The sequence below is a fragment of the Bradyrhizobium sp. Pa8 genome (genome assembly GCF_052588265.1).
The window spans coordinates 2,928,141-2,948,043 of sequence record NZ_CP176767.1 but is presented as its reverse complement, the minus strand read 5'-3'; the positions used below and the strand labels follow the sequence as shown (position 1 = coordinate 2,948,043).

General features: G+C 64.3%; 16 protein-coding genes. 3 read left to right on the top strand and 13 right to left on the bottom strand.

Going from position 1 to position 19,903, the window contains the following annotated elements:
- Positions 1-143: 143 nt before the first annotated feature.
- From ACKWRH_RS13345 to ACKWRH_RS13330, 4 genes are all read right to left on the bottom strand, one after another.
- Positions 144-1,493 (bottom strand): carbohydrate porin, encoded by a 1,350-nt coding sequence (locus ACKWRH_RS13345; protein WP_445220917.1) that lies wholly within the window; start codon positions 1,491-1,493, stop codon positions 144-146.
- Between the two features lie 152 nt (positions 1,494-1,645).
- Positions 1,646-2,704, bottom strand: a complete 1,059-nt coding sequence (locus tag ACKWRH_RS13340; RefSeq protein ID WP_445220916.1) for an ABC transporter permease — start codon at positions 2,702-2,704, stop codon at positions 1,646-1,648.
- Positions 2,701-4,227, bottom strand: coding sequence for a sugar ABC transporter ATP-binding protein (locus ACKWRH_RS13335; RefSeq protein WP_445220915.1), 1,527 nt, complete (start codon positions 4,225-4,227; stop codon positions 2,701-2,703). The genes ACKWRH_RS13340 and ACKWRH_RS13335 overlap by 4 nt, the downstream gene beginning before the upstream one ends.
- A 58-nt stretch (positions 4,228-4,285) precedes the next feature.
- Entirely contained in the window at positions 4,286-5,248 is a 963-nt protein-coding gene (locus ACKWRH_RS13330) for a sugar-binding protein (RefSeq protein WP_445220914.1), read from the bottom strand.
- Positions 5,249-5,502: 254 nt separating this feature from the next.
- Between ACKWRH_RS13330 and ACKWRH_RS13325 the strand changes: the two genes are divergently transcribed.
- Positions 5,503-6,771, top strand: a complete 1,269-nt coding sequence (locus tag ACKWRH_RS13325; RefSeq protein WP_445220913.1) for an ROK family protein — start codon at positions 5,503-5,505, stop codon at positions 6,769-6,771.
- A 70-nt stretch (positions 6,772-6,841) separates the two neighbouring features.
- Here ACKWRH_RS13325 and ACKWRH_RS13320 read toward each other — a convergent pair whose 3' ends face one another.
- The 6 genes from ACKWRH_RS13320 to ACKWRH_RS13295 all read right to left on the bottom strand — a co-directional run bounded on the left by ACKWRH_RS13320 (position 6,842) and on the right by ACKWRH_RS13295 (position 13,015).
- Positions 6,842-7,591 carry a phosphorylase gene (locus tag ACKWRH_RS13320; RefSeq protein WP_445220912.1) on the bottom strand — a complete coding sequence of 250 codons (750 nt, stop codon included), beginning with the start codon at positions 7,589-7,591 and terminating at the stop codon, positions 6,842-6,844.
- Positions 7,588-9,570 carry a squalene--hopene cyclase gene (gene shc / locus ACKWRH_RS13315; RefSeq protein ID WP_445220911.1) on the bottom strand — a complete coding sequence of 661 codons (1,983 nt, stop codon included), beginning with the start codon at positions 9,568-9,570 and terminating at the stop codon, positions 7,588-7,590. The genes ACKWRH_RS13320 and shc overlap by 4 nt, the downstream gene beginning before the upstream one ends.
- A gap of 51 nt (positions 9,571-9,621) precedes the next feature.
- Complete coding sequence (gene hpnE / locus ACKWRH_RS13310) at positions 9,622-10,878, bottom strand: hydroxysqualene dehydroxylase HpnE (protein ID WP_445220910.1); 1,257 nt, start codon at positions 10,876-10,878, stop codon at positions 9,622-9,624.
- Positions 10,878-11,717 carry a presqualene diphosphate synthase HpnD gene (hpnD, locus tag ACKWRH_RS13305; protein ID WP_014496821.1) on the bottom strand — a complete coding sequence of 280 codons (840 nt, stop codon included), beginning with the start codon at positions 11,715-11,717 and terminating at the stop codon, positions 10,878-10,880. The genes hpnE and hpnD overlap by 1 nt, the downstream gene beginning before the upstream one ends.
- Entirely contained in the window at positions 11,707-12,591 is an 885-nt protein-coding gene (gene hpnC / locus ACKWRH_RS13300) for a squalene synthase HpnC (protein WP_445220909.1), read from the bottom strand. The genes hpnD and hpnC overlap by 11 nt, the downstream gene beginning before the upstream one ends.
- Before the next feature lie 190 nt (positions 12,592-12,781).
- Positions 12,782-13,015, bottom strand: a complete 234-nt coding sequence (locus ACKWRH_RS13295; RefSeq protein ID WP_028143219.1) for a hypothetical protein — start codon at positions 13,013-13,015, stop codon at positions 12,782-12,784.
- Between the two features lie 458 nt (positions 13,016-13,473).
- On the opposite strand from ACKWRH_RS13295, the gene ACKWRH_RS13290 reads away from it, so the two are divergent.
- Positions 13,474-13,971 carry a hypothetical protein gene (locus ACKWRH_RS13290; protein WP_014496825.1) on the top strand — a complete coding sequence of 166 codons (498 nt, stop codon included), beginning with the start codon at positions 13,474-13,476 and terminating at the stop codon, positions 13,969-13,971.
- A gap of 69 nt (positions 13,972-14,040) precedes the next feature.
- The gene (locus tag ACKWRH_RS13285) at positions 14,041-14,874 is read left to right on the top strand and encodes a hypothetical protein (RefSeq protein WP_445220908.1); all 834 of its coding nucleotides are present in this window, start codon (positions 14,041-14,043) and stop codon (positions 14,872-14,874) included.
- 28 nt (positions 14,875-14,902) lie between these two features.
- Here the strand turns inward: ACKWRH_RS13285 and ACKWRH_RS13280 are convergent, their stop codons facing one another.
- From ACKWRH_RS13280 to ACKWRH_RS13270, 3 genes are all read right to left on the bottom strand, one after another.
- Entirely contained in the window at positions 14,903-17,269 is a 2,367-nt protein-coding gene (locus ACKWRH_RS13280) for an efflux RND transporter permease subunit (RefSeq protein ID WP_445220907.1), read from the bottom strand.
- Between the two features lie 208 nt (positions 17,270-17,477).
- Positions 17,478-18,260, bottom strand: coding sequence for an ethanolamine ammonia-lyase subunit EutC (eutC, locus tag ACKWRH_RS13275; RefSeq protein ID WP_445220906.1), 783 nt, complete (start codon positions 18,258-18,260; stop codon positions 17,478-17,480).
- A gap of 6 nt (positions 18,261-18,266) precedes the next feature.
- On the bottom strand, positions 18,267-19,853 hold the full coding sequence (locus ACKWRH_RS13270) for a B12-binding domain-containing radical SAM protein (protein WP_445220905.1): 1,587 nt from the start codon (positions 19,851-19,853) through the stop codon (positions 18,267-18,269).
- Positions 19,854-19,903: the final 50 nt, after the last annotated feature.

Below are 19,903 nucleotides of genomic sequence, written 5' to 3'. Positions count from 1 at the left end.
ACGCGCGTCGGCACGAACGAAAAAGGCCCGGTCGCCATCGCGACCGGGCTTTTTCTTTTGTTCAGCTCACGCGCCAGGAGGAAGAGCGGAGCGATGCGCGGGACTACGCTCCGCCCTCATGCATCAGTCGGGTTGGCGTCACATCAGAAGTGGACCTCGGTGCGCATGCCAAGAACCACGGCATTGTCGGTCTTCACGCCCACGGCGTTATAGCCGCGCCCGCCGGGATTGATCACATATTGCGCGTCGAACTTGAGGTTCAGCCAGCCGGTCGCCTGCCATCCGTACCAGACTTCGAGCGGAACTTCGTTGCCGCCGGCGTTGGGGCTGAGGGCCGCCGAGTTCACGTGGGTCGTGCCCACCGCGAAGCCGACTTCGTCCTGGGGACGCCAGCTGAACGTTCCGGTATGCCGGAAGCCCAGGGCGATCTGGTAATCCTGGTACGACGTGCGGTGATCGGCAACGGTCGTATTGAGGAAGGTGTACCAACCCTGCGCGTCGGGTCCGTCAACGGTCAACCGTTGCAGGATCGACTCATAGACGCCGTAGCGGCCGCGTTGATCCCCGAGATTTTGATCGGGGACGCCTCCAATGCCGGGGATGGTGGAGATGACACCGGGAAGGCCACCATCAATCGTCGAAGCGCTGTCGTACCAGCCGCCGAATCTCCAGGTCCCGTTCAAGGGCCCCTTCGGCGCCCAGACCAACTCCACCGGCACCATCACGCCGCTGGCGGGGGTTGAGGCGGGGATCCCCGGCAAGAAGTAGACGGTCGAGTCCGACGTCGTCAGATAATTCGGATTGGCGTCGTAGACGCCGACCGAAATCGTGAATTCCGGGGCCAGCTTGTAGTGGACGACACCGGCCCACTGGCTCACCGGCCAGTTATAGATGTACCCACCCTGGATGTTGCCGGGCTGACCGCCGCAGAAGGTCAGGTTGATGAACTCGCACAGACCGAAGAAGAAGTCGGAGCCGACCGGAAGACGGCCGCCCTTGAGTTCGAGGCGATCATCGAAAAGTTTCTGCGAGTAGTAGAGTTGTGTCAGGCGCAGAATATTGCCGCGGCCGAACACTTCGTTGGTCAGCTGCAAGGCGGGAATGTCCGCCTCGGTATTCAGGTTTTTGCCGAAGCGGTCGACCAACGTGAGGCCGACGGTGCCGCCCTGGATGCCGGCAAGCTTCCCCATATCGAGCTTCGCGCCGAACCACAGCTGACCCGCGTTGGCTGCGGTGTTCCTGCTTCCACCCGTGACGTTGCCGACAGATTCGTTACCCAGCGTCAGGCCCAGCTCGATGCCCCGTTCCTTCAGCTGCGTCCTGCCGAGATCGCCGAACAGATAGGGTCTCGTCCAGAAGTCGTCGGCCTGCGCATAAGGCAAAGGCGCAGCTTTCGTTGAAAAATCGGCCGCATGTACCGCACCGCCCAACAGCGATGACAAAGCAATCCCCACACCGCACGCGCGTACGGTGTTCACAAACCTGCGCAACATTCTTATCGTCCTCCCGCCGTCTCAGGCTTTGTCATTCTTGCCTCGCGTTCCTGCCAAGCCTTCGAGCCTGGAACGCGCTCCTTCCCCAGCACACACACCGTCACAGCCGCGCGCCCACGAAGCTGCCTTGTGTCAACTGGAGCCTGGATCCGTCATGCCTGGTCGCCCGTTCTCATCGGCAGCGCGTCCACGCCGCGCGGTGCTGCGCCGTGCTGTCCTTCAAACGTCGATCTCGGCGCGGTGCGGGCGAGGCCAGCCAGCGCCATCTTGCGCCGCCGTCGGGCCTGCAACTGATGATCCGCCAACACGCCGATCAAAATCACCGTCCCCATCACCGCAAAGTTCAGGGAATTGGGGATGCCCAGGATATTCACGAGGTTCTGCAGCACCTGCAGCAGCGCAGTCCCCAGCACAATGCCGAGAATGGAGCCTTCGCCGCCGCGCAGGCTGCACCCGCCCAGGACGGCAGCCGCGATCGCGTAGAGCTCATAGAAATTGCCGAAGGAGCTCGGAGATACCGAGTTCGTGTAGAACACGAACAAGACTGTCGAAACTCCGGCGAGCCCACCGCTGATGATATAGGCGGTTGCGATCACGATATTCGTGTTGATGCCCGAGAAGCGCGCCGCTTCCTCGTTCTTGCCGACGGCATAAAGCCAGCGCCCGTAGACCGAACGGTGCAGCAGCACGCCGAGGACGAGCGCAAGGATGATCAGAAGGATGAAGGTGTTCGGGATGCCCGCCACATTGCCGGAGGCAATGCTGCTCAGCGTCCCGGCCTCGTCGCCGTAGCCGAAGCCGCGTGTCGAGTCGCTCGTATAGTAGCGGGCGGCGCCGCGATAGATCAGCAACCCGCACAGGGTCACGATGAAGGGCTGCATCTTCAGCCGGGTGACGAGGAAACCCTGAATTGCTCCCAGCGCCAGCCCGCCGAGCAACACCGCCAGCAGCGCCAGGGGCCAGGGGACCTGATAAGTCGTCAGAAGGTCGATGAACACGACGCCGAGCAGCGCGAACATCGAGCCGAGCGAGAGGTCGATGCCGCCGGTGATGATCACCAGCCCCTCGCCAAGCGCAAACACACCGAACAGGCCGATCAGATTGGCCATGTTCAGCAGGTTCACCAGCGACAGGAAGGCCGGATTGATCGCGCCCGTGACGGCGGAGATCACCACGAGCAGCAAACCGAGGCCGAGTTCTTTCTTGTTCATGGCGCAGCCGCTTCCACGGTTTCCGCCGTCTGGCCGATTGCAAGCTGCAACACGTTGTATTCGCTGAACTGCGGGCGCTCCAGCACGCCGCTGACGCTCCCTTCATGCATCACCGCGATTCGGTCGGAGACGCCAATGACCTCCTCCATGTCCGAAGAAATCATCACGATCGCGACGCCCTGGTCGGCGAGCTCGCGCATCAGCGCGTAGATCTCGCTCTTGGCACCGACATCGACGCCACGGGTCGGCTCGTCGAAGAACATCACGCGCGGCTGCATCGAGAGCCACTTGCCCAGCACGACCTTTTGCTGGTTGCCGCCGGAGAGCGTCACGGCCTCCATATCGATGCTCGGCACCTTGATGGAGAGGCGCCTCACCTGCTCTTTCGCGACCTTGCGCTCGGCCGGGCCGCTGACCAGCCACATCCGCGCATAATTCAGCAGGCTGGCCAGCGTCACGTTCTCCCGGATCGGCAGCTCCAGCACGAGCCCGGATTTCTTGCGGTCCTCCGGCATCAGATAGATGCCTTGCCTGATCGCGTCCTGCGGCGATGCGACATCGACCGGCGCGTTGTCGATCCTGATCTCGCCGCCCAGCAGCGGGTCAATGCCGAAAGCCGCGCGAGCCAAGGAGGTGCGGCCGGCGCCCACGAGCCCTGCCAGTCCGAGTATCTCGCCATGCCGCACGGAAAGATCGATCGGCCGGTCGGGAAAGGCCGATGTCACGAGGCCGACGATGTCGCAGCCGCCCGGCTGCGGCGGCCGCTTCGGCGGCGTATGCAGCGCTTTCAGGTCGCGACCGATCATCAGCCGGATCATCGCGGCATGGCTCAGCCTGTCACGCGCCAGCTCTCCCACCGTGCGCCCGTCGCGGAGCACCACGACGCGGTCGGCGCAGGTCATGATCTCGCAGAGCCGGTGAGAGATATAGATCACCGAGATGCCGTGCGCCTTCAGATCGGCAATCACCTCCAGCAGCCGCTCGGTCTCCGAAATCGTCAGGCTGGAGGTCGGCTCGTCCATGATGATCACGCGAGCATCGATCGAGAGCGCCTTGGCGATCTCCACCAACTGACGCTCGGCGATCGACAAATTGTCGACCAGCGTGTCCGGGGTGAAATCGGCGCCCAGCCGCTCCAGCAGCGGCGTCACGCGGGCGCGCATCTCCGCGTTGTCCACCAGCTTGAGCGGGCCGCCGACAAGCCTCTCGCGTCCAATGAAGACGTTCGCGGCGACGTCGAGATTTTCGAAAAGGTTCAGTTCCTGATGCACGAAGGCGATGCCGGCCTGCGTCGCCTCGTTCACCGTCATACGGGCATGGTCGGTGCCGCCGATGCGGATCACGCCCTCGCTCGGCGCGATCACGCCACCCAGCACGCGCATCAGCGTCGATTTGCCGGCGCCGTTCTCGCCGATCAGGCCCAACACCTCGCCGCGGTACACACGCAGGCTGACGTCGTCGAGGGCCATGACCCCGGGATAGGACTTGCTGATCCCGGCGAGTTCGAACAGGATTTCCGCCATTCATTCCCTCCCGCACGACGCCCGACTGTGCCAGCCGGGCGTCGAAAGGCGCTGAAAGTCACTTCTTCAGCAGTCCCTTCAGATTTGCGGTGAATTCCGCGACGTTCGACTTGCTGATCACTTGGGTTGGCACGATCAGCTTGCTGTCAGCCGGAATCCAAGACTTGTCGCCGTTCAGCGTCTTGATGATGTTGGTGGCGGAGAGATACCCAAATTCGTACGGCTGCTGCACGACAGTGGATTCGATAGTGCCGTCGGATATTCCCCGCAGCGTGCGCTGGTCCTCGTCGAAGCCAACGATCTTCACCTTGCCGGCCTTGCCCGCCGCCTTGACCGCGTCATAGATCAGCGGTGTCTCGTAGCTCCAAAGGCCGGACAACAGCGCGATGTCGGGATATTTGACGAGCACGTTCTCCATGTTCGCCTTCGCCTTGGCGAAGTCCACCTGGTCGGTGAACACGTCGACCAGCTCGACCTTGGTGCCGGCGATCGCGTCCTTGATCCCCTGCACCCGCTCGCGGGCATTATCCGCGTCCATCGTGCCGACGAACAGTGCGATCTTGCCGCCGTTCGGCAGCGCCTTCTTGATCTCTTCGCCTGCCTGCCTGCCGGCCGCGACGTTGTCGGTGCCGATATAGGCGAGACGATTGCTCTGCGGCGCGTCGCTGTCCGTCGTGATCAACACGGTCTTGGCCGCAACCTTGTTGAGCTGTTCGGTCGCGTGCGGCGCATCGTCGACCGAGATGGAGATGCCGGCGACGCCGCGCACCAGCAGGTCGTCCAGCTCGCGCCGCTGGCCCGCCGCCGTGCCTTCGTTGGTGACGATCAATTCGATCTTGTATTCCGGGTGTTCCTTCTGCGCCTTTTCGAGCCCGCGGCCGGCGATGGTCCAGAAGTCGGCCGCAACATTGGTGACCAGCGCGATGGTCTTTTTCTGCTGGGCCTGCGCCATCCCCGTCGCCATCGCGAGCACGGCGGTCGCGAGCAGCGGCACTAGCAATTTCTTCATCGATCCGTTCATGTTCACCTCCCTTTGGTCACCCCGGATGGGGCCTTCAGGGCGCTTTTGCGCCTTATTTTATTTACGTAGCGAAGAAATGTCGCAGAGCAAAACATCGAAATCGGGATGTAATGGCTCTTTCTTCAAGCGGAGATAGTACATGAGGTATGATAATAGTAAATATCGCCCGCGACGACGCCATTCGGCTGTGCTTTTTCGATCACATCACCCTACTGCCCATTCATTAACTTCACGTAATAAATTAAAGAGACAACATGGTTGACCAAACTGTGCCTCCGAGACGCATCTCAAGCATCGCCCGCGGCTCGAACCGCGGCCGTCTCGTCGAAGTCTTGCGACGCCAGGGGCCGCTGCCGCGAGTGGAGCTCGCCCGGAGTACGGGATTGAGCTTCCCCGCCGTTTCCGGCCTGACGTCGCGACTGATCGCGGAAGAGTTGCTGTGCGAGACCGAGACACCGGCAACCTCCTGGCCCGACGACCCGGACGAAGACGATGCGGACGGGCTGAACAGCCGCCGCCGAGGCCGGCCCGCCGTGCTGCTGACCCTGAACCCGGAGTTCGGCCGCATCATTGCGGTCTCGCTGCGCATGAATCTGATTGAAACGCTGATCGCGGATTTCAGCGGCTCCAGCCTGGCGCAATCGCGGCTCGAAATCGCGACGCGGGCTCTCGATGCAAGCGCGCTGTGCGATCTCGTGATTGCGCAGATCGATGCAATGCTTGAGGCGACGGCCACGCCGCGCCATCGCCTGTTGGGAATAGGGATTGCACTCCAAGGCATCGTGAACGCGGACACCGGCCGGCATCTGTGGAGTCCGGCGCTGTCCGTCACCGATATCGATCTGGTGAAGCCGGTGCGCGAGGCCTTCGACGCCGAAGTCGTGATGGCGAATGATGCCGTCGCGGTCGCGCTCGCCCTCTCCGCCGCGGAGCCGTCACTGGCGCAGGGCCTTTCGGCCACCATCATGGTCGGCCACGGCGTCGGCATGGGCGTCGTTGTCGACGGTGAAGCGCGCTGGGGCGCCGGCGCCGGCAGCGAGATTGGCCATATCAAATTGGGATCGAACGGGCCGCAATGCCGCTGCGGCCAGCGCGGCTGCATCGAGGCCCATCTCGCCGACTACGCGCTCTACCGCGACGCCCGCACCTTTCTCGACTTGCCGCCGGCGGCGTCGCAGCAGCCTTCCGAGGCGCAGATGGCCCTCCTGCGCGAGCGGGCGCGGGGCGGCGATCCCCGTCTCGAGCACGTATTCCAGCAGGCAGGTCGTGCGCTTGCCGAGGCGGTCGCGGCAACGATATCCGTGCTGCGCCCACACCATGTGATCCTGGCGGGACCCGGCCTGCAGGCATTCGACATGATGCGCCGCGCCTATGAGGAGCGGCTCGAGCAAGCGGTGTTGCCATGGCTGCTCAAGTCCACGGCGATCTATCTGCGTCCAAGCGAATCGGCGGCAATCGTCGAGGGCATGATGCGACGGACACTGTGGGTCGTGGATCGAAACCGCATGGAGGCGACCGAGTGAGCAGGCACCAAAACGCAAAGGGCCCGGTCGCCAATGGCGACCGGGCCCTTTGCTTTATCGCATCAGGAGGTCAGGCCGCCTTGGAGACCAGGGCCTCGCTGTCGACGAGCTCGGTGCCGATCAGATAGTCGCGGCAGCCGCGCAGCGAACGCAGCGCGCGGTTGAAGTCGATGCCGGTCGAGACCAGCGCATGCAGCGTGGTCGGATTGCGCACGATGCCACGGAGCACGGCGGCGAGATCGATCTGGCCGTTCGGCTTGATGGCGGCGCGGGCGAGCGCCGGCAGCGCGCGATGGGCGGGATCGCTGATGACGCGGACCGCGGCAAAGGGCAGCCCGGCCTCGGCGGCGTAGGCGGCCGCGATGTGGCTCTCCATGTCGACGGCAGAGGCGCCGGTTTCCGAATGCAGCGCCGCCTTGCAGGACCGCTTCGTGACCACCTCCTCGGCGCCGGCAAGGCTGCCGCGCACCACGCGGCGGCGGCCCGACGTCAGGCGGTCGATCAGGTCGTCGCCGAGCGACAGGCCCGCGGCCCAGCGGGTATCGCCGGAGAGCACCTCGGTCGCCAGCACGACGTCGCCGGAGCGCAGCGTCGGGTCGAGCCCGCCGGCCACGCCGAACGAGATCACGCCGCGAATCGTCTGAGGATCCACCACCGTCAGCAGCGCCCGCAACTGGGTCGGGCTGCTCGACGAGCAAATGACCGCCATTCCGGGCCCAGCCGCGATACGGGCCTCCTGAACCAGTCCAGTCACAATCAATATTGGCCGCGGGTCGATGGCATTACCCACGGCAAGATAGTCCCCCGTCCCCAAAGTCACATCCCGACCCCTACCACCCTGCTGTTGGTGTTCCGCAAGTTCCGATACCGCGCCAACGCCCACAGCGGGAAGAACTTCGGGTAACCGTGATAACGCAGATAGAATACACGAGGAAAGCCTGTGGCGGTGTACCGCTGCTCGTCCCACAGTCCTTTTTTGTTCTGTGTTGCAATCAGGTACTCCACCCCGCGGGCGACGGCCGGGTGATCAACCTCGCCAGCAGCCATCAGGGCAAGCAAGGCCCATGCCGTTTGCGAGGCGGTCGAGGGGGCGGCCTCCCAGCCCTTGTAGTCGAGGCGGTAGCTGACGGCGTCCTCGCCCCAGCCGCCGTCCTTGTTCTGGATCGAGGCCAGCCAGTCGGCGGCTTTCCGAATCATCGGGTCGTCATGGCGGACGCCGGCCATGTTGAGGGCACAGAGCACCGACCAGGTTCCGTAGATGAAATTCATGCCCCAGCGGCCGTACCAGGACCCTTCCGGGTGCTGGGTCTTCCTGAGGTAGGCAACCCCGTCGGCCACATGCTTGCTGGTCTTCTCGGTCTCGCCGAGCTGGGCCAGCATGGAGATGCAGCGCGCGGTGACGTCCTCGGTCGGCGGATCGAGCAGCGCGCCATGGTCCGAGAACGGGATGTTGTTCAGATAGTATTCGAGGTTGTTCACGTCGAAGGCGGCCCAGCCGCCGTCGTCGCTCTGCATGCCCTCGATCCACTCCCGGGCGCGGTCGATCGCGGTGTCATAGCCGGTCGCACCGTGCTCGCGTCGCATGCGGTCCATCGACATCACCACCACCGCGGTGTCGTCGAGATCGGGATAATAGGCATTGTTGTACTGGAAGGCCCAGCCGCCCGGGCGCACGTCGGGCCGCTTCACCGCCCAGTCGCCCTTCACCTCGAGCTCCTGCTTCGGGATCAGCCAGTCGAGCCCCTGCTTGGCCGCAGGCACGGCCGTGTCACCGCCGGCTTCCAGCAGCGCGTGGGCGGTCAGCGTCGTGTCCCACACCGGGGAGACGCAGGGCTGGCAATAGGCCTCGTCGCCGTTGAACACGAGCAGCTTGTCGATGCCCCGGCGCGTGACCGCACGCGGCGGATAATTCTCGTCCTTGCCGAGCGCGTCATACATCATGACGATGTTGGCCATCGGCGGATAGATCGCGCCCATGCCGTCCTCGCCGTTGAGACGCTCCTCGGTGAAGGCGAGCGCCGCATCGATCGCGCGCTGCCGCAGGCTCTTCGGAAACATCGGCTCGATGACGCGTAAAATGCCGTCGAGCGCACGGAAGAGCGCGAACCAGGCCATGCTCTGGTGCGGCGCCTTCGCGGTCATGCCGATCGAGCGCGGATCCTGAAGAAACAGCTCGTCGATCCCAACACCCTTCGGATTCTTCGCCAGCGGCTTCAGCGCGGCAAGAACCATCAGCGGCACCATGGTGGTGCGCGCCCAGTAGGAGATCTTGTTGATGTGGAACGGCGACCAGAACGGCAGCAGCACGATCTCGATCGGCAGCACCGGCACCGCGCGCCAGGTCATCACGCCGAACATCGCAAGCAGGAAGCGCGTGAAGACGTTGCTGTTGATCGCGCCGCCGCGGGCATGGATCGCCTCGCGCGCACGCACCATGTGCGGGGCGTCGACGGAATCGCCGATCATCTTGAGCGCGAAGTAGGACTTCACGCTCGCGCTCATGTCGAACTCGCCGTCATGCACGAGCGGCCAGCCGCCATGGGCGCCCTGCACGCGGCGGAGATAATTGCCGATCTTGGCCTCGAGCACGGCGTCCACGGGCTCTGCGAGATAATGGCGCAGCAGGACGTATTCGGCCGGAATCGTGCAGTCGGCCTCGAGCTCGAACACCCAATGACCGTCGGATTGCTGGAAGCCGAGAACGCCTTCCGTCGCCGACGCAATGCTCGATTCCAAGACGCCCGATTCCAAGGCCCTGGATTCTTGGGCTTCGCGGCTGGTCGCGTTCACGGCATCCATGTCGCTCGATTGCTCCGATAGTCGATTGAAATTTGACCGGGACAATGCCCGTCAGGGCCGCTTTGCGGCCAAAACCAGATCGGCGGCGCGATCACCGGACCGTACCGATCCCTCGATGGTTGCAGGCAATCCCGTAGCAGTCCAGTCGCCGGCAAGAAACAGGTTTTTCAGCGCAGTCGCCGGCCCCGGACGCAGGGCATTCTGGGCCGGTGTGGCCGCAAATGTGGCACGGCGCTCGCGAACGATCTGCCAGGGGGGCAGCTCGCCGGACACCCCGCCCGCCTTGCAGACGTCGTTCCAGATCGCCTGCGCGAGTTCCTCGCGCGGCATGTCGACCAGGCGGTCGCCATTGCTGATGGTCACGGAGAGCCGGTTCGCGAACGCGAACAGCCATTCCACGACGCCGCCGATCACGCCGAGGATCGGCGCCGAGCCCGGCGGCGGCTCGAACCGGAAATGCGCGTTCACGATGGCGCGGAATTCGGTCGGCGTCTTCAGGCCGGGCAGCAGGCTCGCGGCGGCACGCGGCGGCACCGCCATCACGACGACATCGCCCTCACCGAGCTGGATCACATCCTCGCCGCCGAAATTCAGCGCGCTGGCCTTGCCGTCACCGGTCGTAAACGAACGCAGCTCATGGCCGAGCTGAACGGTGTGACCGCGCTCCTGCAAGAACTTGACGGCAGGCTCGATCAGCACGGCGCTCAGGCCGTCGCGCGCGATCAGCGGCCGGCACGCCTGTCCGCCGGCAAGCAGCGTCTCGCGCACGATCGCGCCGGCAAGCCCGGCCGAGCCCTCGGGCGGATCGACGTTGAGTGCCGCAAGCAGCAGCGGCTGCACCAGCCGTTGATACAGGATGCCTTCGCAGGGAATGGACTTGCCGACCAGCGTCTCCTCCGACGCCCAGATCAGCGGCGCCAGCTTGAGATAATCGCTGAGCCCGGTGTCGGGAACGCGGCGGCTCTCGTCGAGCACCCAGGTCGGCAGCCGGCCATCGCCGAGATCGATCTGCCAGCGCTGCCCGGTCTTGATGTCGACGAACGGAAACTGCGCGCGTTCGGGGCCGACGAGGCCCGCCTCGGTGCCGATCGAGCGGGCATAGGCGCGCGCATGGCTGTTGCCCGACAGCAGCAGATGATTGCCGTTGTCGATGGTGAGATTGGTGGCGCCGTCGAAATAGGAACGGCAGCGGCCGCCGGCCTGGTGCGTCGCCTCGTGCACGGCGACCTTGAAGCCGGCATTGGCGAGCCGCACGGCGGCGGAGAGGCCGGAAATTCCAGCACCGATGATGTGAGCTGTCTTTTGCATCAGATGAAAGCGTAACGGAGCAGGATCAGGATGCGTGTAACCTTCGACACACGCACCGGCTCGCGCGGCGCGTTGAAGCCGCGCGCGATCAGGAGGTCCAGGATGGAATGGTAGTATTTCGACATGATCCGCGGCGCGCGGACGGCGCGGCGCTTGTTGCGGTTCATGATCTCGTCAGACTTCTCGAAATGCGCCTTCGCACGCTGCGTCAGCGGCTGGCAGACCTTCGGCAGCGCGCGCTCGGTGATCACGCGGTTCGGGTCGTTGGAGGTGATGCCGGCGTGCAGCAGCGCCTCGCGCGGCAGATAGAGCCGGCCGAGGCCAGCGTCCTCGTCGATGTCGCGCAGGATGTTGGTGAGCTGGAGCGCGCGGCCGAGATGGTAGGCGAGCTGAATGCCGTCTTCCTCGGGCAGGCCGAACACCCGCACCGACAGCCGTCCCACGGCGCTGGCGACGCGATCGCAGTAGAGATCGAGCGTCGCCATGTCGGGCGCACGGATGTCCTGCGGCACGTCCATCTCCATGCCGTCGACGATCGCAAGGAAATCCTCGCGCTTGAGGCCGAAGGTCTTCACCGAGGCGACGTAGTCCTTCAGCCGCGGCGGCGGATGGCCCTGATAGAGCGCGTCGATGTCGTTGCGCCACTCCTGAAGCGCGGCGAGCCGCTCGTCGCGCGGGCCGTCGGAATCGGCGATGTCGTCGACCTGTCGGCAGAAGCTGTAGATCTGGAACATCGCTTCGCGCTGGTCATGCGGCAGGATGCGCATCGCAGCGTAGAAGGAGCTGTTCGATGCGGTCGAGCCGTAATTGGCGCTGGGCGAGGTCGCCTCAAGCGTCATGTGCAGTCCCCGGTCTGGAAATGGCCTTGCGCCCGATCGCGCGGCGGCCGACTTCGCCGATCATGCCGGCGAGGCTGAAAGTGAGAAGCTCGAACTTGTTCAGATGCACGCGTTCGCGCAGGGGATCGCGCACCTTCAACAGGCGCACGATGCGATCGGCATAAGCCTTGATCACCGCGACATCGACGCCGAGGCGGAAATCGCGGATCTCCGCGCTCAGCGACCTGCCCTCGTCGAGCAGGGCTGCGTTGCGCACCGCGAGCGCCTGAAGGCAGGCCAGCATCGCCGGCGGCGACTGAGTCAACCCGAGCTGCTCGACCGAGGCGCCACTCGCGGCCAGCGCGTCGCGCGGCAGATAGACGCGATTGAGCTCGCGAAAATCCTTGCCGCAATCCTGGAGGTGGTTGTTGATCTGGAGGCCTGCGCAGAGCGCGTCCGAGGCCGCCCAGGTTGACGTGCTCTCGCCGTGGACGTCGAGCATGAAACGGCCGACCGGCATCGCCGAGTAGCGGCAATAGTGGATGACCTCGTCCCAGTTTTCGTAGCGGAGCTTGGTCACGTCCATGCGGAACGCGACGAGCACGTCGAGCGCGTGGCGTGGTGCCATGCCTCGCTCGGCCAGCGCCCGCCGCAGAATGACGGCTTCGGCCTGGGTGTCGCCCTCGCCGAGCAGTTCCGCCTCGAGCAGGTCGAGATAAGCGAGCTTCTGGTCGGGCGGCAGCGTCGCGTGATCGGCGATGTCGTCGGCGGTGCGGACGAAATTGTAGTACGCCAGGATCAGTGCGCGATGGCGCGGATGAATGATCCAGGACGCGACGGGAAAATTCTCGTCGCGGTCACCCTTGCCGGATCGCAATTCGCTCGCAGAGGTCATCGAGGGCTGGTTTACAATCGTTTGGACAGGAAGGGCTTTTTCGCTCGCGCGGGCTCATGCCGGCGATGCCGCCGCGGCCCCCATATAGGGGAATACGGCCGCAAAACCAATCCTGTCTCTCGATGGCTGCCCTTCCGGATCCGGCCCGAAAGGCGGCCCCGGGGCCGCCCTTGTGGGCCAATGGCCGAGCTTACTGGTTGTGGGTCTTCAGGACCTGGTCGCAGGCCTGCGAGATCTTGGCCCGGTTCTCCTTGAGGCAGGCCAGGATGGTGAAATCGCCCTGGTCGATGACCGGGCGGCAGAACTTCTGCACATCGCGCGTGCAGGCCTTCTGTTCGGCGTCCGTGCCGCGTCCTGCCTGGGCGAATGCCGCCGTCGAAAGGGAGGCCGACAACAGGGTGAGAGCGACGAGAAGCTTACGCATTGTATTCCTTCATTCTGACGGCAGAACCGCACCTATTCCCGGACAGCACAGGGCGGACGACCGGAACGGATTGTTCTGATGGCAAGTCGCCGCGGAACATGCGGCCTCGGAGAAGGCACAAGCACTGGCAAATGCGGCCAAATTGGCGCCACATCCACCAAATCAGGTCTTCCCTCACACTTCATTGGCAGATGTAAGAGATTGATACTACGTCATAATTCTGGCACACCGCGTTTTGATGCGTACCTGTTGCAGAGCTGCATCTCTCCGCCCTGCTTTTCCCGCCAGAAACACACCGAAACAGAGAGAATCGCCCAGGCTGACCTGGCGCGAGGGCGTCGTGAACCGCCGTCCCTGGCTGTCCGGCTTTGAACCAGACACAGGCTCGGAACACTAAACTTTCGATGTGGCGAGACGTTCATCCCAAGCGAACGTCGTTCGAAAACGGGATATTCAAAATGCAATTCTTTGGGCGATCTGGACAGGCAATCAAGGCGGCCGGCATCGGGGCTGCGCTGCTCTTCTCAGTCTCGGCAAGCCATGCTCAGTCGTCCGGACCGTTTGCAGGTTTCGACGGTGCGTGGACCGGCACCGGCACGGTGTCGCTGTCCGATGGCAGCACCGAGCGCATCCGCTGCAAGGCCGACTACAAGGTCGCAGGCACCGGTCTCAGCCTCAAGCAGGCCCTGCACTGCGCGTCCGACAGCTACAAGTTCGACCTCACCAGCGACGTGACGAGCCAGGGCGAGCGAATCTCCGGCAACTGGAGCGAGACCAACCGCAACATCTTCGGCAATCTCCAGGGCACCGCCGGCGGCGGCCAGATCGAGGTGTTCGTCGAGGCCAACGGCTTCGCCGCCAACCTGTCGCTGCGCACCAACGGCACCAAGCAGACGGTGCAGATCAGCTCGAAGGGCGAGATCCGCGGCGTCAACATCACGATGACGAAGGGCTGACGCCCATCCCAGCGGATAAGGAACACGCCCCCGGTTCTCGCGAGCCGGGGGCTTTTTGCTGACACGGACATGGACCCAATTCGCAGACATCTGCTCAAGGCCGCCGGGCTCTTCGTAGCCAGTCGCGCCTTCGCCAATGACCAGCAGGGTACGAGCATGCAACCTTCGTCGGTGAAACCGCGTCACGTGCTCTGCTTCCTCGGCAAGGACGAGAGCCTGCTGCATCCGCCGAAGGCGGTGGCCAAGACAATCGCGGATTTCAACTTCGAGATCGACCGCACCTATTCGCAGGCCAAGCCCGATCCGCACATGGAGCGGTCGTTCGGCGTGTGCTGGGATCGCGTCTTCCCGAAAGCCTGGTCTGCCGCGGACGAAGCGGCCGTGGTCAACCACAAGGCTGTGCTCTATTTGCTGAGCCCGCCGCTGGAGCAGCAGAAGGCAGTCGCCTTTTCGGCGGCGGCCTTGCGCATCGTCGAGGAGATGATCGAGGCCGGTGCCACCGCCGTGAAGGGTGAAAGCGCCGGCGTTGCCCACGGCCTCGAGCGATGGCGCAGTCTCGGCGATCAGGCACGCAAGGGCGCAAAGACCAGTCAGGGCCTTGGCATGACCCTCGCCGTCGCCAAGGCGTGTCGTCTTGCTTTCGCCAAGCGTCCGCTCGGCGGCGATCGCTATTACGAGACCGTCGGCTATCACCTCGTCGGCTTGCCGGAGATCTATGTCGTGAAATCGCGCGGCAACGAATGGACGGCGGTGATGCTCATGGAGGAGATTGCCAACACCATGGCCGAGCGCGGCATCGAAGTGACGCTACGCGATCGCAAGCTTACGCTCTCGCGGGAGCAGGACTACGCCGAGGACGATTTCAAATTCAATCCGTACGGCGTCATCCGCGTCGAGGCGTGATCAAAGGGCGGCGTATGCCGCCGCCCGCTCAGATCGCCGGCTTGTCCGGGCCCTGCAGCTTGGCGTGCAGGTTGATCAGCCACATCGCCGTCGGCCGCAGGATGAAGAGGTCGGCGACGAGCGCCATCACCATCGAGAAGGCGCTGAGCCAGCCGAACAGCCGCAGCGACGGCAGATCGGAGAACACGGTGACGACGAGGCCGCAGGCCAGCACCAGCGTGGTCAGGATCAGCGCCGGGCCGACCAGCACGGTCGCCCGCTCGACCGCGAGCGCCGAGCCGACGCCCGGCTTGCTCTCCAGCCTGAGGCGATTGAGGAAGTGGATGGTGGCGCTTAAGCCAAGGCCGAACGAGACGGTGAGCGCCACGACGCTGGCGAATTGCAGGCCCTCGCCCATCGCCCACAGCACCGTTCCCGACATCACCACGGGGAAGATGCCCGGCAGGATGCAGGCGAACATCACGACCCAGGAGCGGAAGGCCAGGCCGATGAAGATCGCGACCAGCGCGAATTCGACGGTGAGGCCGCGGTTGAGCTTCTCGATCATGCCGGCCGAATTGCGCGCGGCAATCGCGGCAAGACCCGTTACGGCGATCTCGTAGCCGGGATGCTTCTTGCGGACGGCGTCAAGTTCGGAATCGAGCTTGTCGACGATCGGTAGCAGCTGGCTGGAATCCTTGTCCGGCACGCGGCCTGCGACTACGACGGCATCCTGCTCGGCATCGATGAAGCGTCGGACCAGATGCTCGGGGATGACGTTGACATATTCCTTCAGCGTCGCGACGTCGGCGCTGCCGGCCTTTTCCGCAAGCCAGCGGCGCAGGGTCTCGAGCGACCAGACGTTGCCGACACCGGCCGCTTTCTCGACGGTCGCATGCACATCCGCGATGGTCTGGAGCGTCTCCGGCGAATAGAGCGTTTCACCCTTGGGGAACTGGACCAGCACGTTGACGGGGTTGGCGCCGGTGAGCTTGGCATCGAGCCGGTCGCTGGCGGCAACCGCCTGGCGCTTGTCCGGCACCTGATCGGCGAGCCGGTAGCGCGGCTCGAGATTGGCATAGATGACGCCGAGGCCCGCGACGAACAACACCGCGATCAGGCTGAACAGGCCGGGACGACCTACCATGCGGACCGCGATCCAGTAGCAAAAATTGCGCAGCGCCTGCACGCCGGCATCCGCGCTCTGGAACTTGGAAGCAAAGACTTTCTCGTTGCGCACCAGCAGCACGCCGAATACCGGCACCAGCGAAAGCACCGCGACCAGCGCGATGATGGTGGCGGCCAAGCCCGCCTCGCCGAACTTGCGGATCAGGTCGGAGTCGGAGAACTGGAGCGCGATGAAGGAAATGCCGGCGGTGCCGTGCGTCAGCACGCAGGCCGGGCCCACGACCAGCACGGCGTTCTTGAACGCGGTGAACTTGTCCTGGCCTGCGATCAGCCGGTCGCGCGCAGCGAACGTCAACTGCATCGAGTCCGAGAAGCTGATCACCATGATGAGCGGCGTCATCACGTTCAGGAACATGTTGAGATTGAAATTGGCCCAGCCGAGCGCACCGAGCGCCAGCAGGATCGCAATCATCGGCGGGAACGCCGCCGCGACCATGAACGAGATCTTGCGGAAGAAGATGATGGCGATAACGCAGCCGGCGAGGATGCCGAGGATGTTATAGGTCAGCCCGTCACGCTCGACCGCGTTGCGGATCTCGAGCTGCATCACCGGCACGCCGGAGAGCTGCACGTTGAGGCCGGTATCGCCGAGGTCTTCCTTCATCAGCGCACGGATGTCGCCGACGGTCTTGGTCAGCTTGCTGGAGGCGACCACCTCCGGATCGAGCGACAGCACGATCAGCGCCAGCGTTCCGTCCTCCGACAACAGCTTGCCGCGGATGATCTCGTTGTTCTTGACGGTCTCGATGAACTTGTCATAGGCCGCGCCCTCGGGCAGTTCGGGCGGGAACAGCGCCGCCGGCAGCTTGCCCGGCGCCGGCGCTTGGCGCGCCGAGAACAGCGAGACTAGGCCACGCGTGCCTTCGACCAGTTGCATATCGGTGACGAAGTCGCGCAGCTTCTCGAGGTTATTCCGTGCCAGCAGGGTCTTGCCCTCGACCACGACGAGGACGTCGAATTCCTCGGCCGGGAACTTCTTTGTCACCGCTTCATACTGGCGGAATTCCGGCGTGTTGGACCGGAACAGCTGCGATAGCGAATCGTCGATCTTGATCCGGTGAATGCCGAACACAGCACCGACGATCAGGGCGAGCAGAGCGATGCAGGAGACGATCGGCGCCCGGACGGCGATCAGCCCGATGCGCTCGAGCCCGAAGGCGATCGAGGACGTCGGTCCCTGCTCGACCTTGTCGACATGAACCTCATTCTCGCGGTGCTTTTCGAGCATGCCTTGTCCAGTTCCTAAATCGGCTCGGGTCTGTGAGCTTATTGCGCCCCGCGAACGGCTTGAAAATGCCATACAGATGGGAGGCTTGCCCTTTGAAAATGCGCGGAAAATCGCCGCGAGGGGTTTAGCAGGTCCAAACGCCCTCTCGCAAGCGCGCGCAAGCGCACAAATTGGATCAACATGCGGCGATTTCGACCCTTGATATCGCTCATTCCGGCCGGATCGTCCCGATTCGAGCGGAAGGATCGCCGCTCTCGTCCTTCAGCGCCACGCCGGTGACCTTCCGGGTCATCCCCTCACGGACCAGCCAGGCGATCTTGAAGGCCGCCTCGTCATGGCTCAACCCGGCCTTGTGGATGTTCGAGACGCAATTGCGCTCGGCATCGGTACGGCCCGGCTTCGGTGCGAAGGTCAGATAGGCGCCGAGGCTGTCGGGCGCGGACAGGCCCGGCCGCTCGCCGATCAGCGTCACCACCATGCGCGCGCCGAGAATCGCGCCGATCTCGTCGCCGAGCGCGACGCGCGCGCCTGAGGCGACAACGACATGTCCGATCGCGACGTCGTCGCCTTCCGCGAGCAGCGGCAGCAGGTGAGACACCAGCGCCACCGCATGGGCATGGACCGCCGCCGCCGACAGGCCGTCGCCGATCACGACCGCGAGCTGGCACGGCTCCGAGGCATGTCGTGCCAACAGTTCGACCGAGCCGGTCTCGAGCTGTCGCCCCAGATCCGGCCGCCGCAAATAGTCCCTGCGCTTGACCGCCTGGCTCCGCGCCTCGGTGACGACGAGGCCAAGCGCGCGGAGATCGGCGACCAGACGCGGCGCGTCGAACACTGCATGCACGGCATCGCGGGCGCGGGCATGGTCCAGCGTGAAATCGAGCAAGGCCCTTGTCGGCACGCTCGCGCCGCTGCGGCCGAGCGCCACGCGCGCAGGCGTCAGCGACCGCAGATCGAGGGTCGGGCGGCGCGGGACGGCCGGATCAGACATGTCGCATCATTCGGCGGGTACGGAGGCCTCGCGCAGCCGGATCGAATAGTTCGAGGCGTTTTGCCTGCCGCTGGACGCCGCGCGCGCAAACGTAATCAGATGGTGCGCGATCAAGGTGCAGCCGATCAGCCCTTCGAGGTCGCCGCGCTTGATGCGCCCGAGCGCAAACTTCCAGAACACGCGCCTGTAGTCGCCGAGCACACCGACCTTCCAGAAGATGTTGCGCAGCATGACGAGACCGCGCCGGATGTTGGGCCAGGTCTTCATCTCGTCCGGCGTTGGCATCTTCAGGCGGTGCACATAAACGTTGTCGCATTGATACTGGAAGCGCGCGTAGACCTTCTCGGGCTCGTAGGCGACGCCCATGGCGTGCTTCCAGGATGCGACGACCTCGTCATAGGGCAACAGGAAGTCGACGTTGGAATCGCGGCCGTCATCCTCGATCAGGCGTCCCTCGCGCTCCAGACGGTCCCACAGCGGCGTCTTCGGCAGCGCCTGGAGCAGGTTGATCGTGAGCAGCGGAATCCGGGACTCCTCGACGAAGGCCAGCAACGCCTCCGAGGTGTTCGGCTTGTCGGTGTCGAGCCCCATGATGATGCCGGACACGACCTCCATGCCGTAGGAGTTGATCGTTTGCACGCCCTCGAGGATCGGGACCATCATGTTGTGGTCCTTGTGCATCGCCTTGAGCGCGTCGGGATCGGGCGTCTCGATGCCGCAGAAGATGGTGATGAAATAGGCCTCGCGCATCTTTTCGAGGATCTCGGGCCGCTTGGCGATGTTGAGCGTCGCCTCGCAGGCGAGCCGCACCACATAGCCGGTCCGCTTCTGCCATTCGATCAGGTGCGGCAGCAGGTCCATCGCCGCCTTGCGGTTGCCGATGAAATTGTCGTCGACGAAATAGACCGTGTCGGTCATGCCGCATTCGCGCAGGCGGTCGAGCTCGGCGATGATCTGCTCGGGCGACTTGAGGCGCGGATTGCGGCCGTAGAGGCCGGGAATGTCGCAGAACTCGCACTGATAGGGGCAGCCGCTGGAATACTGGATGCTGCCGAGAAAGTATTTCTTCACGTCGGCGAGTTCGTAGGCCGGGATCGGAAACTCCGTCATCGGCACGCGGTCCTTGGTGGTGAGCACCACCTGCTCGCCGGGACGCGACGTGTCGCGCGCCAACATCTCGAGCAGCTGATTGGTGGCGTCGCCGAGCTCGCCGACATGGAGATAGTCGAACGAGGGATAATAATCCGGGCAGGCGCTGACGGAGGGACCGCCGAGCGCGACCGGAAGATCGAATTCATGGGCGCGGCGGCAGATGTCGTTCATCTGCTGGCGCTGGATGTGCATGCCGCTGACGAAGACCGCCTCCGCCCACGCGAACTCTTCGTCGGTCGCGCGACGGAGATTCTCGTCGACGAATTTAACCTCCCAGTCCTCGGGGAGATAGGCCGCGAGCAGCAAAAGCCCCTGCGGGGGCATGAAGGCGCAGACGCCGTCGGTCAATGGATAGGAATGCTCGAACGTCCCGAACGACGAGGTGTACCGCGGAAACACGCACAGAATCCGCCGGGCCGTACCGTTACTTTCAGCTCGCATCAAAGCTCCCCCGCCACTCGACATAGCTGCGGAAATTGCCAGCCAGACAC

Coding starts and splice junctions, on each gene's coding strand:
- hpnD (WP_014496821.1), bottom strand. CDS start 11,717: ATGACGCTTGAGGCGACCTCGCCCAGCGCCAATTACGGCTCGACCGCA.
- ACKWRH_RS13290 (WP_014496825.1), top strand. CDS start 13,474: ATGCAATTCTTTGGGCGATCTGGACAGGCAATCAAGGCGGCCGGCATC.
- eutC (WP_445220906.1), bottom strand. CDS start 18,260: ATGTCTGATCCGGCCGTCCCGCGCCGCCCGACCCTCGATCTGCGGTCG.
- ACKWRH_RS13325 (WP_445220913.1), top strand. CDS start 5,503: ATGGTTGACCAAACTGTGCCTCCGAGACGCATCTCAAGCATCGCCCGC.
- hpnE (WP_445220910.1), bottom strand. CDS start 10,878: ATGCAAAAGACAGCTCACATCATCGGTGCTGGAATTTCCGGCCTCTCC.
- ACKWRH_RS13270 (WP_445220905.1), bottom strand. CDS start 19,853: ATGCGAGCTGAAAGTAACGGTACGGCCCGGCGGATTCTGTGCGTGTTT.
- ACKWRH_RS13295 (WP_028143219.1), bottom strand. CDS start 13,015: ATGCGTAAGCTTCTCGTCGCTCTCACCCTGTTGTCGGCCTCCCTTTCG.
- ACKWRH_RS13330 (WP_445220914.1), bottom strand. CDS start 5,248: ATGAACGGATCGATGAAGAAATTGCTAGTGCCGCTGCTCGCGACCGCC.
- ACKWRH_RS13335 (WP_445220915.1), bottom strand. CDS start 4,227: ATGGCGGAAATCCTGTTCGAACTCGCCGGGATCAGCAAGTCCTATCCC.
- ACKWRH_RS13285 (WP_445220908.1), top strand. CDS start 14,041: ATGGACCCAATTCGCAGACATCTGCTCAAGGCCGCCGGGCTCTTCGTA.
- ACKWRH_RS13340 (WP_445220916.1), bottom strand. CDS start 2,704: ATGAACAAGAAAGAACTCGGCCTCGGTTTGCTGCTCGTGGTGATCTCC.
- ACKWRH_RS13280 (WP_445220907.1), bottom strand. CDS start 17,269: ATGCTCGAAAAGCACCGCGAGAATGAGGTTCATGTCGACAAGGTCGAG.
- ACKWRH_RS13345 (WP_445220917.1), bottom strand. CDS start 1,493: ATGTTGCGCAGGTTTGTGAACACCGTACGCGCGTGCGGTGTGGGGATT.
- shc (WP_445220911.1), bottom strand. CDS start 9,570: ATGGATGCCGTGAACGCGACCAGCCGCGAAGCCCAAGAATCCAGGGCC.
- hpnC (WP_445220909.1), bottom strand. CDS start 12,591: ATGACCTCTGCGAGCGAATTGCGATCCGGCAAGGGTGACCGCGACGAG.